The sequence below is a fragment of the Bradyrhizobium sp. WSM3983 genome, from assembly GCF_000473045.1.
In the GTDB taxonomy this organism is placed as follows: domain Bacteria; phylum Pseudomonadota; class Alphaproteobacteria; order Rhizobiales; family Xanthobacteraceae; genus Bradyrhizobium.
On the sequence record NZ_AXAY01000023.1, the window covers coordinates 74,707 to 92,725 of the forward strand.

The 18,019-nt window shown below is 59.6% G+C and carries 9 protein-coding genes; 8 read left to right on the forward strand and 1 reads right to left on the reverse strand.

Annotated features, from left to right (window positions below; all coding sequences use genetic code 11):
• Positions 1 to 653: 653 nt before the first annotated feature.
• Together YUA_RS47080 and YUA_RS48725 are read left to right on the forward strand one after the other, a co-directional pair.
• Positions 654 to 3,170 (forward strand): PAS domain S-box protein, encoded by a 2,517-nt coding sequence (locus tag YUA_RS47080; RefSeq protein WP_051383393.1) that lies wholly within the window; start codon positions 654 to 656, stop codon positions 3,168 to 3,170.
• Between the two features lie 260 nt (positions 3,171 to 3,430).
• Positions 3,431 to 4,483 carry a helix-turn-helix transcriptional regulator gene (locus YUA_RS48725; RefSeq protein WP_084292894.1) on the forward strand — a complete coding sequence of 351 codons (1,053 nt, stop codon included), beginning with the start codon at positions 3,431 to 3,433 and terminating at the stop codon, positions 4,481 to 4,483.
• 45 nt (positions 4,484 to 4,528) lie between these two features.
• Here YUA_RS48725 and YUA_RS45135 read toward each other — a convergent pair whose 3' ends face one another.
• Positions 4,529 to 6,688 (reverse strand): PAS domain S-box protein, encoded by a 2,160-nt coding sequence (locus YUA_RS45135; RefSeq protein ID WP_027533561.1) that lies wholly within the window; start codon positions 6,686 to 6,688, stop codon positions 4,529 to 4,531.
• A gap of 249 nt (positions 6,689 to 6,937) precedes the next feature.
• Between YUA_RS45135 and YUA_RS0127280 the strand changes: the two genes are divergently transcribed.
• From YUA_RS0127280 to YUA_RS0127305, 6 genes are all read left to right on the forward strand, one after another.
• Positions 6,938 to 7,603 carry a response regulator transcription factor gene (locus YUA_RS0127280; RefSeq protein ID WP_027533562.1) on the forward strand — a complete coding sequence of 222 codons (666 nt, stop codon included), beginning with the start codon at positions 6,938 to 6,940 and terminating at the stop codon, positions 7,601 to 7,603.
• 152 nt (positions 7,604 to 7,755) lie between these two features.
• Complete coding sequence (locus YUA_RS0127285; protein WP_245285263.1) at positions 7,756 to 8,121, forward strand: response regulator transcription factor; 366 nt, start codon at positions 7,756 to 7,758, stop codon at positions 8,119 to 8,121.
• Between the two features lie 160 nt (positions 8,122 to 8,281).
• On the forward strand, positions 8,282 to 9,145 hold the full coding sequence (locus tag YUA_RS45140) for an amino acid ABC transporter substrate-binding protein (protein WP_156947260.1): 864 nt from the start codon (positions 8,282 to 8,284) through the stop codon (positions 9,143 to 9,145).
• 186 nt (positions 9,146 to 9,331) lie between these two features.
• The gene (locus YUA_RS47085) at positions 9,332 to 11,269 is read left to right on the forward strand and encodes an ATP-binding protein (RefSeq protein ID WP_245285264.1); all 1,938 of its coding nucleotides are present in this window, start codon (positions 9,332 to 9,334) and stop codon (positions 11,267 to 11,269) included.
• Between the two features lie 409 nt (positions 11,270 to 11,678).
• Positions 11,679 to 12,053: a response regulator transcription factor gene (locus YUA_RS0127300; protein WP_371259913.1), complete on the forward strand. Its 375-nt coding sequence runs from the start codon at positions 11,679 to 11,681 to the stop codon at positions 12,051 to 12,053.
• A gap of 86 nt (positions 12,054 to 12,139) precedes the next feature.
• Complete coding sequence (locus tag YUA_RS0127305) at positions 12,140 to 18,007, forward strand: AAA family ATPase (protein ID WP_027533565.1); 5,868 nt, start codon at positions 12,140 to 12,142, stop codon at positions 18,005 to 18,007.
• The last annotated feature ends 12 nt before the right edge of the window (positions 18,008 to 18,019 follow it).

Here is an 18,019-nt window from a genome sequence, read left to right on the forward strand (position 1 = left end):
GAGCAGTTGAGCATTGTGGTCTCCCTTGGCATTAGTATCTCTGTACGTCGATCATCCCTTTTTCACAGCACTTCATGAGCCCTGTGTGCTTGTCCAACGCATGCAGCCTAAGACGATCGCCGTCAGTGTCTCAATTGAACGTAGGTTATTGTCCGACATCGAAAGGCGTCACGGAGCGATACGAAGGTGTATGGCGCTCGCCCCTTTAACACCGCCCACTTCGGCAAGGCAGCTCGCGTCAATCCTGTCATTGCCCCTCTCGCGCCTCAACCTGACGTAGCGAAGGTCTCAGCACATGGTTTTTCGTGGCCGGCCGGCGCATGAGCAGCCGGTCACCGGCCGATACCCAAGTATAGTTCTCATCTATAAACGCTGCGATATCATCCTGGAGCATACTGTAAGATCGAAGGTGGGCATGGCCCGTTGCTCTCGAATGCAGCTTGGTTGTGTGAACGGTGTCTCCGATCCCCTCGATCATTCGGGTGCCTCGTCCAACCCGGCGCCAGCGGGAAATCACGACGAGACGCGACCGAACAGAGTTTCGCTATCGCTGGCCGGCGCACAGATAAGGGTACGATTCGTTGTCATGGGCGAAAAACGAGGCTGGTTTGGAGCCGTGGAGTTCACACGCGACGCGGCGGGGTTGACACACGATGGCCAACGGCGAGCCCTCCCAGGTCGAAGAACGCGATTTGACCAGCACGGAAGAACGCCGGCCGCACTTGGGCGGTGCGGCGCTACTTGGACATTTGAACGGCGCCCCTAAAAAGGTGAACGGTGCTGGTGAGGCCGTAGGCCCGGGTGACAAGCAGCTTTTCGACATCATCGAAACCATTCCGGTGATGGCCTGGACGATGTTGCCTGACGGCTCCAACGCATTTGCGAATAGGCGTTGGGCCGAATATTGCGGTCTGTCTGCGCAGGACACCGTGGGTTCGGGCTGGCAGGCTGCAATTCATCCAGGAGACGCTGAGCAATATTTGCACAAATCGCGTGAGTCCCTGGCCACCGGCGAACCGTTCGAAGGTGAGGCGCGTTTCCGTTGCGCTGCCGATGGGGAATACCGCTGGTTCTTGGGGCGCGCCGTCCCGCTCCGCGACGACCAAGGAAATATTCTGAGGTGGTATAAAATCCTGACGGACATCGAGGATCGCAAGCGGGCGGAGGCCCTGCTGGCTGGAGAGAATCGCATTCTCGAGATGGTGGCCAAAGGGGAATCGCTTCCCTATATCCTCGATTGCCTCTGCCTGCTGGTGGAAGAGCATACTCGGGATGCGCTCACTGCGATCCTTCTGGTCGAGGACGGCCGCCTGAGGCATGTGGGGAAGCCGAGCCTTCCTCCAGCCTATGTCGAGGCTGTCGAGGGAAAAATCGCGGTTGGACCCAAGGTCGGATCATGCGGGCCCGCGGCGTATTTCGCCAGACAAGTCATCGTTTCCGATATCACGACCGACCCGTCATTTGACGAGCTTCGCGACGCTGTGCGTCTCTTTCCTTCGCTGCGCGCCGTCTGGTCGACGCCGATCATGTCCTCAGAAGGCAAGGTGATTGGCACCTTCGCCATGTATTATAGCGAGCCGCGGAGCCCTAGCCCGCGCGATCAGGAGATCATAGAACAGATCACCCATCTGGCGGGGGTTGCGATTCAACGTGCCCACTTGGACCGCGATCTCACAGTGCGCGAAGCCAAAATCCGGCGCCTGGTAGACGCCAATATCATCGGCATCTTCATCTGGGAGGTCGAAGGTGGAATTCTCGAGGCCAATGACGCGTTTCTTCGCATCATGGGATATGACCGCGAAGATCTCGCCGCGGGCCGATTGCGTTGCACGGAATTGATGCCGCAAGAATGGCTCGAAGGCGATGTGCAACGGGGGCCGGAGTACGTTAGGACCGGGCGCTTGCACCCGTTCGAGAAGGAGTTTTTCAGGAAAGATGGCAGCCGCGTGCCTGTCCTGATCGGCCTGGCCGATTTCGAAGAAAGCGGACGGCAAGGTGTCGCTTTCGTACTCGATTTGACCGAGCGCAAACGGGCCGAGGACGAGCTGCGCGCGAGCGAAGAGCTAAAACGGAGAATCATCGAGAGCAGTAGGGACTGTATCAAGGTGCTGGATCTGGATGGAAACCTGCTGTTCATGAGCAGCGGCGGTCAGCGGCTGCTCGAAATAGACAATATCCAGACGTACCTGAATGCCTGCTGGGTAGATTTCTGGCAGCCGGAAGACCGCCCAAAGATCAGCGAAGCCATCGCCGCCGCAAGGGCTGGAGGAATTGGGAAATTTCAGGCGTTCTGTCCATCGGCCAAGGGGGCTCCGCGCTGGTGGGACGTCATCACCACCCCGATCTGCAATGCGGACGGCCACCCCGAGCAACTGCTCTCAGTTTCACGCGACATTACGGAGAGCAAACAGGCTGAAGCCGAAGCGCACGAGGGCGAGCGGCGATATCGCGAGGTGCAGATGGAGTTGGCGCACGCAAACCGCGTTGCGGCCATGGGGCAGCTAACGGCCTCGATCGCCCATGAAGTGAAGCAGCCGATCGCCGCGACGGTCGCCAACGCGCGAGCTGCATTGCGCTTTCTTGACGCCCCAACGGTGGATCTGGATGAAGTACGACAGATACTCAACGACATGCTGAAAGACGGCAATCGAGCAGGAGAGGTCGTCAGCCGTATCCAGGATCTCATCAAAAAAGCGCCACCCCGGCGGGATCGCTTGAACATAAACGAAGCGATTCGTGAACTGCTGGAACTGACCCGTAGCGCGGCGGTGAAGAATAGCGTCTCCATTCACGCGGAGCTCGCGAACGGCTTGCCAATTGTTCATGGGGACCGCGTCCAACTGCAACAGGTCCTCCTGAACTTGATCATCAATGCGATCGAGGCCATGAGCGGCCTCGGCGAGGGACCGCGGGAATTACTGGTCAGCAGCGGCACTATCGAGCCGGGCGGCGTGCTCGTGAGAGTGCGAGACTCGGGTCCGGGACTGGAGCCATCCATGCGTGATCGCGTCTTCGAGTCTTTCTATACGACCAAGCCGAGCGGCTTGGGGCTCGGCTTGTCGATCTGCCGTTCGATCGTCGAAGCCCATGGCGGACGCCTGTGGGCGAGTCCGACCGATCCCCAGGGCGCCGTCTTTCAGTTTACTATCCCGGTGGTCGAAGGAAGATAGCCGCTCCCCATTTGGCGAGCGTGCTCACCCTTGTTCTGCGCGAGGTCATTCGATCGACCCGCTGTAGCCTATTATCTCCCTCCATTGCATACCGAGGTATAGGGCAGGCAACCGAAGTATGAGAGCCGCGACCGCCGGGTATCTGCGGCCGAAACGAGCGAATCAGTCGCGTCAACCTCGCTACGATTGAGCGGTCGCCGTTGTAACCCTACGACTGTCGAGGAGCAGGGGCCTCATGGACCCGCATAAGGGGAGCAACGATGCTGACCTACTCGTTCGATGTCAACGCTGCGCGGCTCGCCGACGTCTCCGAAGTCTCCGTTCTAAACAATCGCCAACATCAGGAAGAGACGAGGCTGCCGCGCATCGATCATCCGCTCCTCGAGAACAACCGCGTGCCGCGCGTCGGGCGCGGCGAGCAGCTCCGTGACCGCGGGACCCATAAAGCCAGTCGCCATGCCCTTGAGATATTTCCTGCTCATGCCGTCAGTCGTCGGGCGATCGCCTGGGATGGGATCACCGTCGAGATCGTCCGGTGCGTCGCACATGACAGGGTCGAGTTTCGATTCCGCGCACCGTGCCATCTGCTGCTTGTCCACGAAGAGGGCGTTCGTGACTACGGCGAGACGTTCGTTCGGACTCTGCCGCCTTCGAAGCTGCGAACGCTCAAGCGCAAGCTCACCTTTGTGCCCGCCGGTCACGAATACCATGATTGGCAGCAGCCCCGCGTTCCCAGTCGGATGACCTGCTTCTATCTTGATCCGGACAAGATTTCTGCGATCGACGCGGATTCACCGGATGCTCAACTTGCACCTCGACTATTGTTCGAACATAGCGGGCTGTGGGATGCCGCTGCCAAGCTCACAGCAGCAATCGACCAGGGCTGCGAAAACGAACGTTATTGTGAAGCGCTTGGGGTGATCGTCGCGCATGAGCTGATGCAAAACCACGGGCATTCTCCAGATCGCAAACCTTTGGCGAGGGGTGGGCTGGCCGTCTGGCAGCAGCGCGCCGTCACCGGCTATATCGAGGAACACTTGGCCGAGCCCATCTCGCTCGCTGCGTTGGCGGCTCTCGCTCGTCTGAGCTCTTACTATTTCTGCCGCGCATTTAAGCAGTCATTCGGCATGCCACCACACCGGTACCACATCTATCGACGTATCGAACGCGCCAAAGCATTGCTGGGAGATCCGAAACAGTCAGTGACTGACGTCGGGCTCGCACTGGGGTTCAGCGAGACGAGCTCATTTTCGGCAGCATTTCGGCAGACGACAGGGATCACTCCCACGCAGTACCGCCGAAGCTTAGGGTGAATGTGCAGGCCAGGCGACGTCCGACCGTGGGGAACGGTTGTGGGGTCACGAAACATCTCGAGGCGCAGATTCCCGCAACGCCGGCAGGACGATGTGAAGCGTAGCGCCTCGGCTATCATTCGCAGTGGCCCAAATGCGGCCGCCGTGTGCGTCAACTATTGAATGGCAGATCGATAGTCCGATACCCATCCCGCTGGTTTTGGTGGAGTAGAAAGGCTCAAAGAACCGGTCCAGAGCTTCTGGGCGCAATATCGGACCGGAGTCGCGAACTGTGAGCGAGATGCCGTCCTCTCGGTCCTTTGCGGAGCTAATCTGCAACTCTCGTCCGTCGTCGTCGGCATTGCTCATGGCCTCGACAGCATTCATCACCAAATTCATGACGACTTGTTGCAGCTGTATCCGATCTCCGCGAACGAACGGCAAATTGGATGCAAGGTCTGCCTCCAGTGATATCCGGTTCTTGATAATCTCGCCGCGGGTCAGGGCCATCGTCTCGGTGATCACCTCGTTGATATCCAACTTGTCGATCTGCGCTGGCGTCTTTTTGACCAATGCGCGGATCCGGTTGATGACTTCGCTGACCCTGCGCCCGTCTTTGATGATATCCTCGAGCGCCCTGGACGACAGCTCCAGATCAGGAGGCGTTGCGCTGAGCAGGCGCAAGGCGGCATGGGCGTTCGTGACCAGCGCTCCAACGGGCTGATTGACCTCATGCGCAACAGAGGCGGTTAGTTGACCGACTGTCGCCACTCGATTTGCATGCGCAAGTTCGGCCTGGGCCTCCCGTACGGCTTCGGAGGCCAGCATGTGATCCGTCAGGTCGCGCGCCAATACAAGCGCGCTGTCGACCGCGTCTGTTTCGAGCTGGAGCGGTGAATAGGTCACGACCCAGTATCTTCGGCCGGTGGGGCCATCGAACCATTGACTGAAGTTGAACTCTTCTCCAGCAAAGCACCGATCCAAATTCGGCTTGGCCAGTTGCTCGAACGCGTCCCCTCCCATGGCATCGGCAACGTGCATCCCGATGAGCTTGTCGGCGGTTAGTCCCCAAACTCGCTGATGTGCCCGATTGGATCGTCGATATCGGTAATCCTTACCGATCACGGATACGACGTCTGGTAACGTGTCAAAGACATGTTGAGCCAGATATTCGGCGCGTTTGCGATCGGTGACATCCTCGCAGACGACCAAGAGTACCGGCTGCTGTTTGATTAGCATACCCTTGGCCGTTTCGCGTACCCACAGGATGGTTCCGTCTTTGCGCCGCTTTCGCGCCTCCCAGCTTGTCGGCTCACCAAGCTGTTCCATGCACATGGCGGCCTTGCGCTGAACTATCGGCCAATCAGTTTCATGAAACACCTCCTGCACGGAACGGCCTGTCAGATCACGGACGTCGTAGCCCAACTGGTTGGCGCCATACGGATTGACCGAAAGCACGGTTCCGGCCGCATCTAGCATGAAATACATTGTGGGATTGTGCTCGAATACGGCGCGCCACAGCTCTTCGCTATCGCGCAAGGCCTCGAGCGCCCGCCTGCGGTCCTGGATGTCGCCCGCGCTGGCGCACCATCTTAAGATCCTTCCTCGTTCGCTTAAGATCGGCACCGCGCGGACAAAGAACCAACGATATTCGCCGCCAGCGCTTCGAATGCGTAGTTCCTTTTCGAACGGCTTTCCAGTCGCGAACGCGGCGCTCCACTCCTCAAGGAGGTGATCATGCGGATGTACTGCGTTTAGCCACCCCAGGTGCCGCAACTGCTGCTCGGAGAAACCAGTGTAGTTCCGGAAGCGATCATTGAAGAAATCAGCCGCGCCATCCGGTGACATGTTCCAGATGAGCGCGGGTAATCCGTCCAGGATCTGCACAAGCTCATCTCGTGCTGTCCTCATCTTTGCTATGAGGCCGGTGATGACGAGTGAGGTGATCAGGAAGGCGGCCGACGCGATGATGTCTTCTGGATAATCGATTCGAAAGGAGAAAACAGGAGGCGCAAAGAAATAGTTGAGAGTTGCAACGGCAGCGAAGCACAGAACAATGAGCGAAATCAGGCCGCCGGAGAGCGACAGCAGAACAATCAGGATCAAATATGCGAAGCCCGCGGAGACCAGGCCGAGGTTGAGCCAAAAGCACAGCGCGGTCAGTGCCGCGAGCGCGAGGACGCCGACCAACAATCGCAGCAGCTCCTGAAGTGGATCGCGCATCATCAAGGATCACTAAGACCAAAGCCTCCTGACAGTTTTCGCTCCGGAGGCGGAATGTCCTCAACCATACCGCTCGTTTAACCTCGCGGGAAGGCTGGGATTGGCTTGGCAGGCGCGGGCGAAGGGGCGACAGAGCGTGCGGGATTTGCCTGTCCAGCGGATTCCGTTACAATATGACCTCAGCTCGGTCGAGCCGCTGAGCTATTGTGATTTGCTTCAATCGGGACCGGCTCCAGATGGTGAAGAACCAGGATGAGGCAGCATAATTCATCAACGAAGCCGGCTGGAAGCACGGACCAGCCGACCGTCTTCGTCATCGATGACGATGCGTCAATGCGTGAGGCGCTCGCACGGCTGTTCTATTCGGTCCAGTTGAAGGTTGAAGTATTCGCGTCGACCCAGGAGTTCTTGCAGGCCGAGCGGCCGGACGCTCCGGCTTGTCTCGTGCTCGATATCCGACTGCCTGGGCTGAGTGGTCTTGATTTCCAGGCCGGATTGGCAGAGGCCGCGCTTCCTATTCCGGTCGTGTTCATTACGGGACACGGCGATATTCCCATGTCAGTGCGAGCCATGAAGGCTGGTGCCATCGATTTCCTCACCAAACCGTTCCGTGACCAGGACCTTCTGGATGCCGTCGCCGCGGCGATCCAGCGCGACAAGAAGCGCCGCGAAAATGAACATGCGATCGCGGACATGAGGGCGCACTTTGCATCCCTTACCGCTCGCGAGCGCGAAATCATGGCCCTTGTCGCCAGCGGGTTGATGAGCAAGCAAATCGCGGCTCAGATCAATCTGAGCGAGATCACGGTGAAAGTGCACCGTAGCCATATCATGAAGAAGATGGAAGCCAGATCAGTGGCCGATCTGGTCAGGATGGCTGAAGCCCTTGGAGTAAAGCCTCCGACGCTCCAGCACTGAGGTACGGTCCTTCGATACCTGAGTATAGTTCTCATCTCTCAAATCAGCCTTATCATACGCTCAGGCGGCGCCGTCTATCGGGGGTGCGATCTCGGTCGTCTTCCCCTCGAACAAAGGTAAGTCGCGTGACTGATGGGCCTATAATTTCGGTCGTGGACGACGATGCTTCGGTGCGTACCGCGACCGCAAGATTGTTGAGGTCACTGGGATTCTCAGCCCATGCGTTTGCTTCGGCCAAGGAATTCCTGTCGTCGCCGCGACTGCTTGAAACATCGTGCCTTATTGCCGACGTGGAGATGCCCGGTATGAGCGGCGTTGAGCTGCAGGAGTATCTGATTGCCAACGGCCATAACACTCCGATGATCTTCATCACGGCATTCCCGGAGGATCGGATTCGAGAACGCGCGATGCGGGCTGGGGCGATCGATTTTTTGAGCAAGCCATTCGATGAGCCGCGGCTGCTCGAATGTGTGGAGCGGGCACTGGCGATGCGCCAAGACCGCCCGAACGACCCTTGATCGGATTGCGCGATCAGCCACGTCAACTCTGGGCCCTTGCGAACGGCTCAAGCGGCGCTGTCTTTCAATTCGTGCGGCCCCCCCACCCTGACCACTCAATGATGATCAGCGCGGGATCGATTAATCGCCGCCGCGCGTTCGCATGTCCGGAGCACGCCTCGTGGTTGATGCGTTGAGACTGCTGATTGGTTTGCTGATGCTGGCCTTTTTGCCGCGTTGGGCGCTCGCCGACGATGTCGTGAGGCCAATCATGGCTGAGCATCTGCCTTGGGCCATCAGCGGCTATGAACTTGCGCTCTTGCATGGAGCGCTCGAGCGGACGCGGCCCGACTATGGTGCCTACGAGGTGAAGCCGTTCTCTGAAAATGTCTCCAACGCACGCGCCATCCAACTGGCCGTCGGGGGCGACTTGGTCAACCTCTACCCGGCAGGTGTCGGCCAAGCTGTCCCCGAGCGGGAGATGATCCCCGTACCATTCCCGATCGACAAGGGCCTGCTCAGCTACAGGGTCTCCCTGATCAATCAGCGTAACCAGGAGCGATTCTCTCGCATTCAGAGTATCGAAGATCTGCGCCAAGTACGTGTCGGCCAGGGAAGTGGCTGGGCCGATACGCCCATTTATGAGTACAACCGGATTCCCATCGAAACCGCACCGAACTTCGAGTCGCTGTTCCCGATGCTCCTGAACGGCCGGTTCGATCTGTTCCCGCGCGGCCTTTCAGCCTACAGCCAGCGCTTCCCGGATTTCGCGATCGAGCAGCACCTCCTGATTCACTACCCTTTCTGCAAGGTCTTCTATGTCAGTCGGTCTGCCCCCCGCCTGGCGACCCGTCTCGCGACCGGGCTCGAGCGCATGGTCCTGGACGGCAGCTTGGATGCCTTGTTTGCCGAGCATTACGGCAAGCTTCTGGTGGACCTCAATCTCCGCCAACGGGTCGTGATCGAACTGGAGAATCCATTCTTGCCAGGTTGGGTGCCGCTCAACCGCAAGAATTTGTGGTTCGATCCGGCGCAAATGCCCTAGATCCTATCGATAATGCAGTAGGTCGCTGGTGACGCGAGAGGGAGGAATCGAGCCGTCATCGTTTCTTGGCAGGTGCGAGTTGGTGAGACGGAGGCAGCAGGCATGGTATCGAATGGCGACTCGTCTGGTCGAGCTGCGGCCCCCGAACCTTCGGCGCGTGGCGCCGGTAAGCGGTCGAAACAGCATTTGGCGTTCGCCAGCGAACTCGCGGCCTATCTGCGCGGGCGCTTGCGCTCGGTAGCCCTGACGCGCCGAAGCCTAGGCATGCGGCTGCTGGGGAGTATTCTGCTCTTCAGCGGATGCATCACGCTCAGTCTGACGCTGCTTCAACTCTACTTCGAGTACCGACACGATGTCTCGGCTCTCGGGTTGCGGCTTGAGCAGATCAGCAAGAGCAATCTGGGCAGCCTATCTGAAAGTCTCTGGGAGTTGGATGAAAAGCAATTGCGGCTGCAGCTCACGGGTATTCTTCAACTCCCCGATATGAGCGCCGTTGAGGTTCGAGGGTCTGGCGAGGTGGGTAAGCCCTTTGACATAAGGCTTGGCAAGGTCTCCGTATCATCAGCAATCATCCGAGAATATCCGCTGCGCCGCGATGTGCAGGGGCGGAACGTGATGATCGGCACGCTCTCTATCCAAGCAACGCTTGCCGACATATATCGGAGACTGTTCCAGACGGCATTGACTATTTTACTCAGCCAGGCAGCGAAGACATTCCTGGTGTCTCTCTTTATCGTTTGTATCTTTCATTACCTTGTGACGCGCCATCTATTCGCAATTGCGAACTTCGTTGACAAATACCGGATCAGCGAACCGCCCTCGCCGTTGCGATTGGGACGTCCACCCCGCCAGCATGCGGACGAGCTGGATCGAGTGGTCACAGCATTCAACACGCTGTCTGATGACCTGCAGCTCGCTTATCGCAGCCTTCATCGGACCAACGACCAGCTTACCCGAGAGTTGGCTGCCCGCCGTCAGGCGGAGGCAAATGTACGCGAACGCGAAGCACGGATCCGGCGCCTGGTGGACGCCAACATCATCGGGATCTTCGTCGCGGATTTCGGGGGTCGGATTATCGAAGCCAACGATGAGTTTCTCCGCATTGTGGGATACGAGCGTGGGAATCTGATCGCCGGTCGGATGCACGTGGTCGAAATGACGCCACCGGAATGGCGGGACCGAACTGCCCAGACGATGACCGAAATAAAGTTGGGAAAAACCGTCCAACCGTATGAGAAGGAGTACTTCCGGAGGGACGGCAGCCGCGTGCCTGTGCTGGTTGGCTCGACGCTTTTCGATGGAAGCAATCTGGGCGTTCCGCTGGGCGTTGTCTTCGTTGTCGATCTGACGCAGCGCAAGCGGGCGGAGGCAGAAGCGCGCGAGAGCGAACGGCGACACCGCGAGATGCAGGTGGAATTGGCCCATGCCAACCGCGTGGCGACCATGGGACGGCTCACGGCCTCCATTGCCCATGAGGTGAACCAGCCGATCGCCGCGACAATAACCAACGCGCAAGCCGCGTTGCGCTTTCTTGACGCTCCTAGTGTGGATATGAACGAAGTGCGACAGATCCTCAATGATATCGTCAAGGATGGGAGTCGCGCCGGCGAGGTCATCAGCCGGATCCGCGATCTCGTCAAGAAGGCGCCGACCCGGCGGGATCGGTGGCAAATGAACGGCGCGATCAGCGAGGTCATTGAGCTCGCTCGCGGCGAAGCGGCGAAGAACAGCGTCTCGGTGCAGACGGATCTCGCAGACGGCCTACCGATGGTGGAAGGGGATAGAGTCCAATTGCAGCAGGTGCTCCTGAATTTGATCATCAACGCGATCGAAGCCATGAATGGCGTCGGCGAGGGGCCGCGGGAATTGTCGATCAGCAGCGGGACTGCCGACTCGGGTGGCGTACTTGTCACTGTTTGTGACTCGGGTCCGGGACTGACGCCAGCAGGCCGCGATCGTCTTTTCGAGACGTTCTACACGACCAAGCCGAGCGGCTTGGGGCTGGGGTTGTCGATCTGCCGCTCGATCGTCGAAGCCCACGGCGGACGTCTGTGGGCCGGCGAGAACGTTCCGCGAGGCGCCATTTTTCAGTTCACGGTCCCGGCGGGAGTGCCCATGTCTTGACGTGCTCGCGCGCGATCCTGTCGCGAGCGCACCCGCAAGGTTTGGAGCACCCTGCATTCCACGAACGGTCCCGCCCGACACAACTCGGCCCGAATCTCTCAGCTCCCATTGGCAAAGGCGTGCGCTGCTGAGGTCGTAGACGATCAGACCCAGTCGCCAGTACTGGTCCGACTGCAATTGCAGGGGCGAGGCGGCGAGCAGCAGCTTTATTTTCGCATGATCGAGCCTGGACCGGCTGATCGACGCGCATAGTCCCTCACGATGCGCCGCCGCCGGCCCCTCGATACCCAGGTATAATTCTCAACCGCAAATTCCACCGTATCATGCACTCAGGCGGCACCACAGTCGGGGTGCGACTTCGGTCGCCTTCCCTCGAACAAAGGTAAGTCGCCTGGACAATGTCCCAATAATCTCGGTCGTCGACGATGATGCTTCGGTGCGCACCGCTACCGCAAGATTGTTGAGGTCATTGGGATTCTCAGCACATGCGCTTGCTTCGGCTCAGGAATTCCTGTTGTCGCCTCGATTGCGTGAAACGTCATGCCTCATTGCCGACGTGGGGATGCCCGGCATGAGCGGCCTTGAGCTGCAGGAGTACTTGGTCAGTAACGGTCATAATACGCCGATGATCTTCATAACGGCGTTTCCGGAGCAGCGGATTCGAGAACGCGCAATGGGAGCGGGAGCCGTGGACTTTTTGAGCAAGCCATTCGACGAACCTCGGCTGCTCGACTGCGTGCAGCGCGCGCTGAAGAGGCACGAAGGCAACTCTAACGAAACTTGAACGCCCCACCATCTGCACACCTGGAGATCCGCCCATTGGACCAACTGTCCCGAAGCTCTGGATTGGGCCCTGATGCCAACAAGGGTCTGGAAATCCTTTGGCAGGACGTGGAACGCGTGTTCTGTCGCGGGTGGCGGCTGGGCGACGATGGGAAGGTGCGAGCTGCGCTGGTGGTGCTGCCTGCTGGGGAGCATCCATCTCCCAGCATCCTCGCACGCTTCGCTCATGAATGCGCATTGAAGGATGAGCTCGACGAGACTTGGGCCGTGCCGCCACTGGAGCTGTTGAACGAGAGCGCCTCAATCATGTTGATGCTCGACGACTCCCGCAGTGAGCCGCTCGAGCGGCTGACCGGGGCGCCCATGGAGATCAATAGCTTCCTGCAACTCGCTATCGGAATCGCTGCGGCGTTAGGCAAGGCTCACCAGCGCGGCTTGGTTCACAAGGATATCAAGCCGAGCAACATCATGGTCGACCGCTCGATCGGCAAAGTCCGGCTCACTGGTTTCGGCATCGCCTCACGGCTTCCTCGCGAGCGACAGTCGCTCGATCCCCCTGAGACCATCGCCGGCACGTTGGCCTATATGGCGCCTGAGCAGACCGGACGCATGAACCGCTCCATCGATTCCCGTAGCGATCTCTATTCGCTTGGTGTCACGCTCTACCAGATGCTTACCGGCGCCTTGCCATTTTCCGCCGCCGACCCAATGGAATGGGTGCACTGTCACATCGCCAGAAAGCCGGTGTCGCCGGGCGAGCGGCTGGAGAGTCTTCCTGCTCCGCTCTCGCAGATCGTCATGAAGCTGCTCGCCAAGACCGCCGAAGATCGCTACCAGACCGCTGCTGGTCTTGGGCGTGATTTGCAACGCTGTCTCGGCATGTGGGAGCGGGCTCGCCACATTGAGGATTTTCCGCTCTGCGAACACGATATGCCGGACCGGCTGTTGATTCCGGAGAAGCTGTACGGACGGGAGCGCGAGGTCGATACCTTGGTTGCAGCGTTCGATCGGATCATCAAAAGCGGCGCGCCGGAATTGGTGCTGGTGTCCGGCTATTCCGGCATAGGCAAGTCTTCCGTCGTCAATGAACTGCAGAAGGTGCTTGTCCCGCCGCGTGGGCTCTTTGCAGCCGGCAAGTTCGACCAGTACAAACGCGACATTCCGTATTCGACGCTGGTGCAGGCTTTTCAGAGCCTTGTGCGGCCTCTTCTCGGCAAGAGCGATATCGAGCTGGCGAGCTGGCGAGGTGCGTTTCTGGAGGCACTGGAGCCGAATGCAGGGCTCATAACCGAGTTAATCCCCGAACTGAAGCTCATCATCGGTGATCCGCCGCCGGTCCCTGAACTGGCGCCACAGCAGGCCCTGAGCCGCTTTCAGTCGGTGTTCCGACGCTTCATCGGCGTATTTGCCCGACCGGAACATCCGCTGGCTTTGTTTCTTGACGATTTGCAGTGGCTCGACGCGGCGACACTCGACCTGTTGGAGGATCTGTTGGGCCGACCGGAGCTGCAACACCTCATGCTGATCGGCGCTTACCGGGACAATGAGGTCGACGCCGCCCACCCGCTAAGGCGAAAGCTTGAAGCAATGAGGCACGTTGGCGCGAAGGTAGAGGAGATCGCGCTTGCGCCGCTTGCCCGGGAGCATCTTGAGCAGATTGTCGCGGACGCCCTTCGCTGTGAGTCGGTACGCGCCGCAGACCTCGCGGAACTTCTATACCAGAAGACTGCCGGCAATCCGTTCTACGTGATTCAATTTCTTTGCTCGCTCGCGGAAGAGGACTTGCTCCGCCTGGATCACGAGGCGGCGACTTGGTGCTGGGAGCTCGATCGCATACGCGCCAAAGGCTACACCGACAATGTCGTGGAGCTCATGGTCGCCAAGCTCACCCGCCTGCCGGCCGAAACTCAGCGGGCCTTGCAGCAATTCGCCTGCCTCGGCAACGTTGCTGCGAGCGCGCTGCTTTCGACCGTTCTCGGGAGCTCCGAGGAACGCCTGCACGGGGCGCTATGGCCGGCGGCCCGCCTGGAGTTGGTTGTGCGTCTCGAAGGCTCCTACAAATTTATCCATGACCGGGTGCAGGAGGCCGCCTATTCACTGATCCCGGAGCCACTACGCGCCGAGGCACATCTCCGGATAGGTCGTCTGCTCGTGGCTCAAACGCCTCCCGAGAGACGTGAGGAGGCGATCTTTGAGATCGTTGGTCAGCTCAACCGCGGCGCCGCGCTGATCTCCGTGCAAGAGGAGCGGGACGAGCTCGCCGCGCTCGACCTGATCGCCGGCAGGCGTGCAAAGGGGGCGACCGCCTACGACTCGGCGCTCATCTATCTCAATGCCGGTGTGGCTCTGTTGGCGAAGGATAGCTGGGAGCGCAGGCATGAGCTTGCCTTCACGCTGGAGCTGAATCGGGCGGAATGCGAATTTTTGACCGGCCAATTGTCCGCCGCAGACGGGCGATTGGCGGCGCTGTCGAGTCGGGCGACGACAACGGTCGAACAAGCCCTCGTCGCGTGCTTGCGCATAGATGTCTGCACGGCCCTCGATCAGAGCGAGCGGGCGGTGCTCGTCTGTCTGGACTACCTCCGGCATGTCGGGATCGAGTGGTCGCCCCATCCGCAGGACGAGGAAGCACACCGCGAGTATGAGCGGATTTGGTCACAACTCGGAGGCAGCGTGATTGAGGAAGTTATCAATCTGCCAGTCATGACCGACCCGGCGGCCCTCGCGACAGTCGACGTTCTGAGCAAGATCTTCCCGTCAGCCTTGATTACGGACGTGAATTTGGCTTCCCTCTCGGTCTGCAAGGCGGTTGGTCTCAGCCTCGAGCAGGGCAACTGCGATGCTTCGTGTCTGACATATGTATGGTTCGCCAGGATCGCCGGACCCCGCTTCGGCGACTACGAGGCGGGATTTCGCTTTGGGCAGCTCGGCTACGAACTGGTCGAACGACGCCAGCTAAGGCGCTTCGAGGCGAGCACATACCTTTGCTTCTCGGTTTACGTTGTTCCCTGGATGAAACACGTGCGGGAATGCCGTGATCTGCTTCGCCGCGCTTTCGAGGCGGCGAACCGGATCGGAGATCTCATGTATGCGGGCTACACGTGCAACAATCTCAACTCGGTCCTTCTCTTTGCAGGCGAACCGCTGCTGGAGGTGCAAAGCGAAGCCGAAAATAGCCTCGCGTTCGCAGGGAAGGCGCGGTTCGGCCCGGTCATTGACTACATCATACCGCAACTCGCGCTGATTCGGATGCTTCGTGGTCTAACGCCAGAATTCGGCTGCTTTGACGACGGGCAGTTCGATGAACTTCGCTTCGAAGACTATTTGTCCCGCAATCCGGCCTTGGCGCTCGCTGCGTGCTGGTATTGGATCCGAAAATTGCAGGCGCGCTATATAGCTGGCGACTTCGTGACGGCCATCGATGCCGCATCGAAGGCGCAACGGCTGCTTTGGACCTCCTCCTCGTTCTTTGAGGAAGCCGAATTTCACTTTTACGGCGCGCTGGCCAAAGCCGCCTATCGCGATTCCGGATCGGCCGACGAACGGGCGCAGCACATAGCCGCCGTGGCTGCACATCACAAGCAGCTGCGGGTCTGGGCCGAGAACTGCCCGGAGAACTTCGAGAACCGCGCAGCGCTTGTGGGCGCGGAGCTTGCGCGCCTCGAGGGCCGCAAGCTGGATGCCGAGCACCTCTACGAAGAGGCAATTCAGTCGGCGCGCGCCAACGGATTTGTACACACTGAGGCGCTCGCCAATGAACTCGCCGCCCGCTTCTACGCGACGCGCGGTTTTGAGAAGATTTCCCGTGTGTATTTGCAGGACGCCCGCTACTGCTTCCTGCGTTGGGGAGCAGGCGGCAAGGTGCGGCAGCTCGACGAGCTCCATCCGCAGCTCGGTAAGCAGGAGCCGGTGCCCATCTCGACGGGCACGATCGCGACGCCGGTCGAACACCTTGACCTCACGACCGTGATCAAGGTTTCGCAGGCCGTCTCGGGCGAGATCGTTCTCGAGAAAATGCTCGATACGCTCATGCGCACCGCGCTCGCGCAAGCGGGTGCCGAGCGTGGCCTGTTGATCCTGTCACGCGCTGCCGAGCAATGGATCGCGGCAGAAGCAACGACCTCGGGCGAGACGATCCTCGTTGAGATTCGCGATGCACCCGTAACCGCATCTGTGCTGCCGGAGACGGTTCTTCACTACGTCCTGCGCACCCGCGAGAGCGTCATTATCGACGACGCCGCGATTCAACCTTCGTTTCTTGCGGACCCCTACATCCGTCAGCGCAAGGCACGTTCCATTCTCTGTTTGCCCTTGATCAACCAGGCCAAGCTCAGCGGGGTACTCTATCTGGAAAACAACCTCGCGCCCCGCGTCTTTGCGCCGGCCCGGATTGCAGTACTGAAGCTGCTCGCCTCGCAAGCGGCCGTCTCGCTGGAAAACACGCGGCTGTACCGCGACCTTGAGCTGCGCGAGGCGAAGATCCGGCGCTTGGTTGAGGCCAACATTATCGGAATCTGCATTTCGACGCGGGATGGCGGCATCATCGAGGCAAATGATGCGTTTCTGAGGATCGTCGGGTATGACCGCGAGGATCTCGTCGCGGGTCGTGTGCAATGGATGGATCTAACAGCACCCGAATCACTCGACCGAACCGCACTGGCGCTTGCTGAACTTGACAGTACCGGGACCATCCAGCCCTTCGAGAAGGAGTATTTTCGTAAAGATGGCAGCCGCGTCGCCGTCCTGGTGGGTGTGGCTGCGTTTGATGAAGAACGATACCAGCTCGTCGCCTTCGTGCTCGATCTGACCGAACGCAAGCGGTCCGAGCAGGAGCTGCGTGAGAGTGAGGAGCGGTTTCGCACACTCGTGCAATTCTCGTTCGATGCATACTGGGAGACCGACGCGCAGCATCGCTTTATTCGCCAGGAATTCGCCCAAAGCGTTAGCGATGCGCCGGCGACGGGCTCCGAACTCGGCAAGACGCGGTGGGAAGTGCCTCACTTGGAGCCCGATGAAGATGCGTGGCGCAAGCATCGGGACACGCTCGATGCCCACCAGCCGTTCCGTGATTTCGAGGTCGCGCGTCCCACGCCTCACGGCGGCAAGCGCTATGTATCCGTTTCGGGACTGCCGGTCTTTGACGAGGCGGGACGCTTTATCGGGTACCGCGGTGTCGGTCGGCACATTACTGAGCGAAAGCGTGCGGAGGCCGAAGCCCGCGAGAGCGATCGCCGAAATCGCGAAATGCAGATGGAATTGGCCCACGCCAACCGCGTCGCGACAATGGGACATCTCACAGCCTCCATTGCTCACGAAGTGAAGCAGCCGATCGCCGCGACCATGACCAATGCGCAGGCCGCATTGCGCTTTCTTGATGGTCCGATGATGGATATTGATGAAGTACGACAGATCCTCCACGACATCGTGAGAGATGGAGCTCGTGCGGGCGAGGTCATCAGCCACATCCGCGATCTCGTCAAGAAGGCCCCACCTCGGCGGGATCGCTGGGAGGTCAATGGGGCAATTCGCGAGGTCGTTGAGCTCACCCGGGGCGAGACGGCCAAGAACAGCGTCTCTGTGCATACAAACCTCACGGACGGGCTGCCGTTGGTGGAGGGGGATAGGGTCCAACTGCAGCAGGTGCTCCTGAACTTGATCATCAATGCGATCGAAGCCATGAGTGGCATCGGCGAGGGGCCGCGAGAATTGTTGATCAGCAGCGGGACCGCCAACTCAGGTGGCGTGCTTGTCACTGTTTGTGACTCCGGTCCGGGACTGGCATCAGCAGGTTTCGATCGTCTCTTCGAATCGTTCTACACGACCAAGCCGAGCGGTTTGGGGTTGGGACTCTCGATCTGCCGCTCGATCGTCGAAGCCCACGACGGACGTCTGTGGGCCAGCGCGAACGTTCCCCGAGGCGCCATTTTTCAGTTCACGGTACCCGCGGTGAAGTGACGGTCGTGGCCG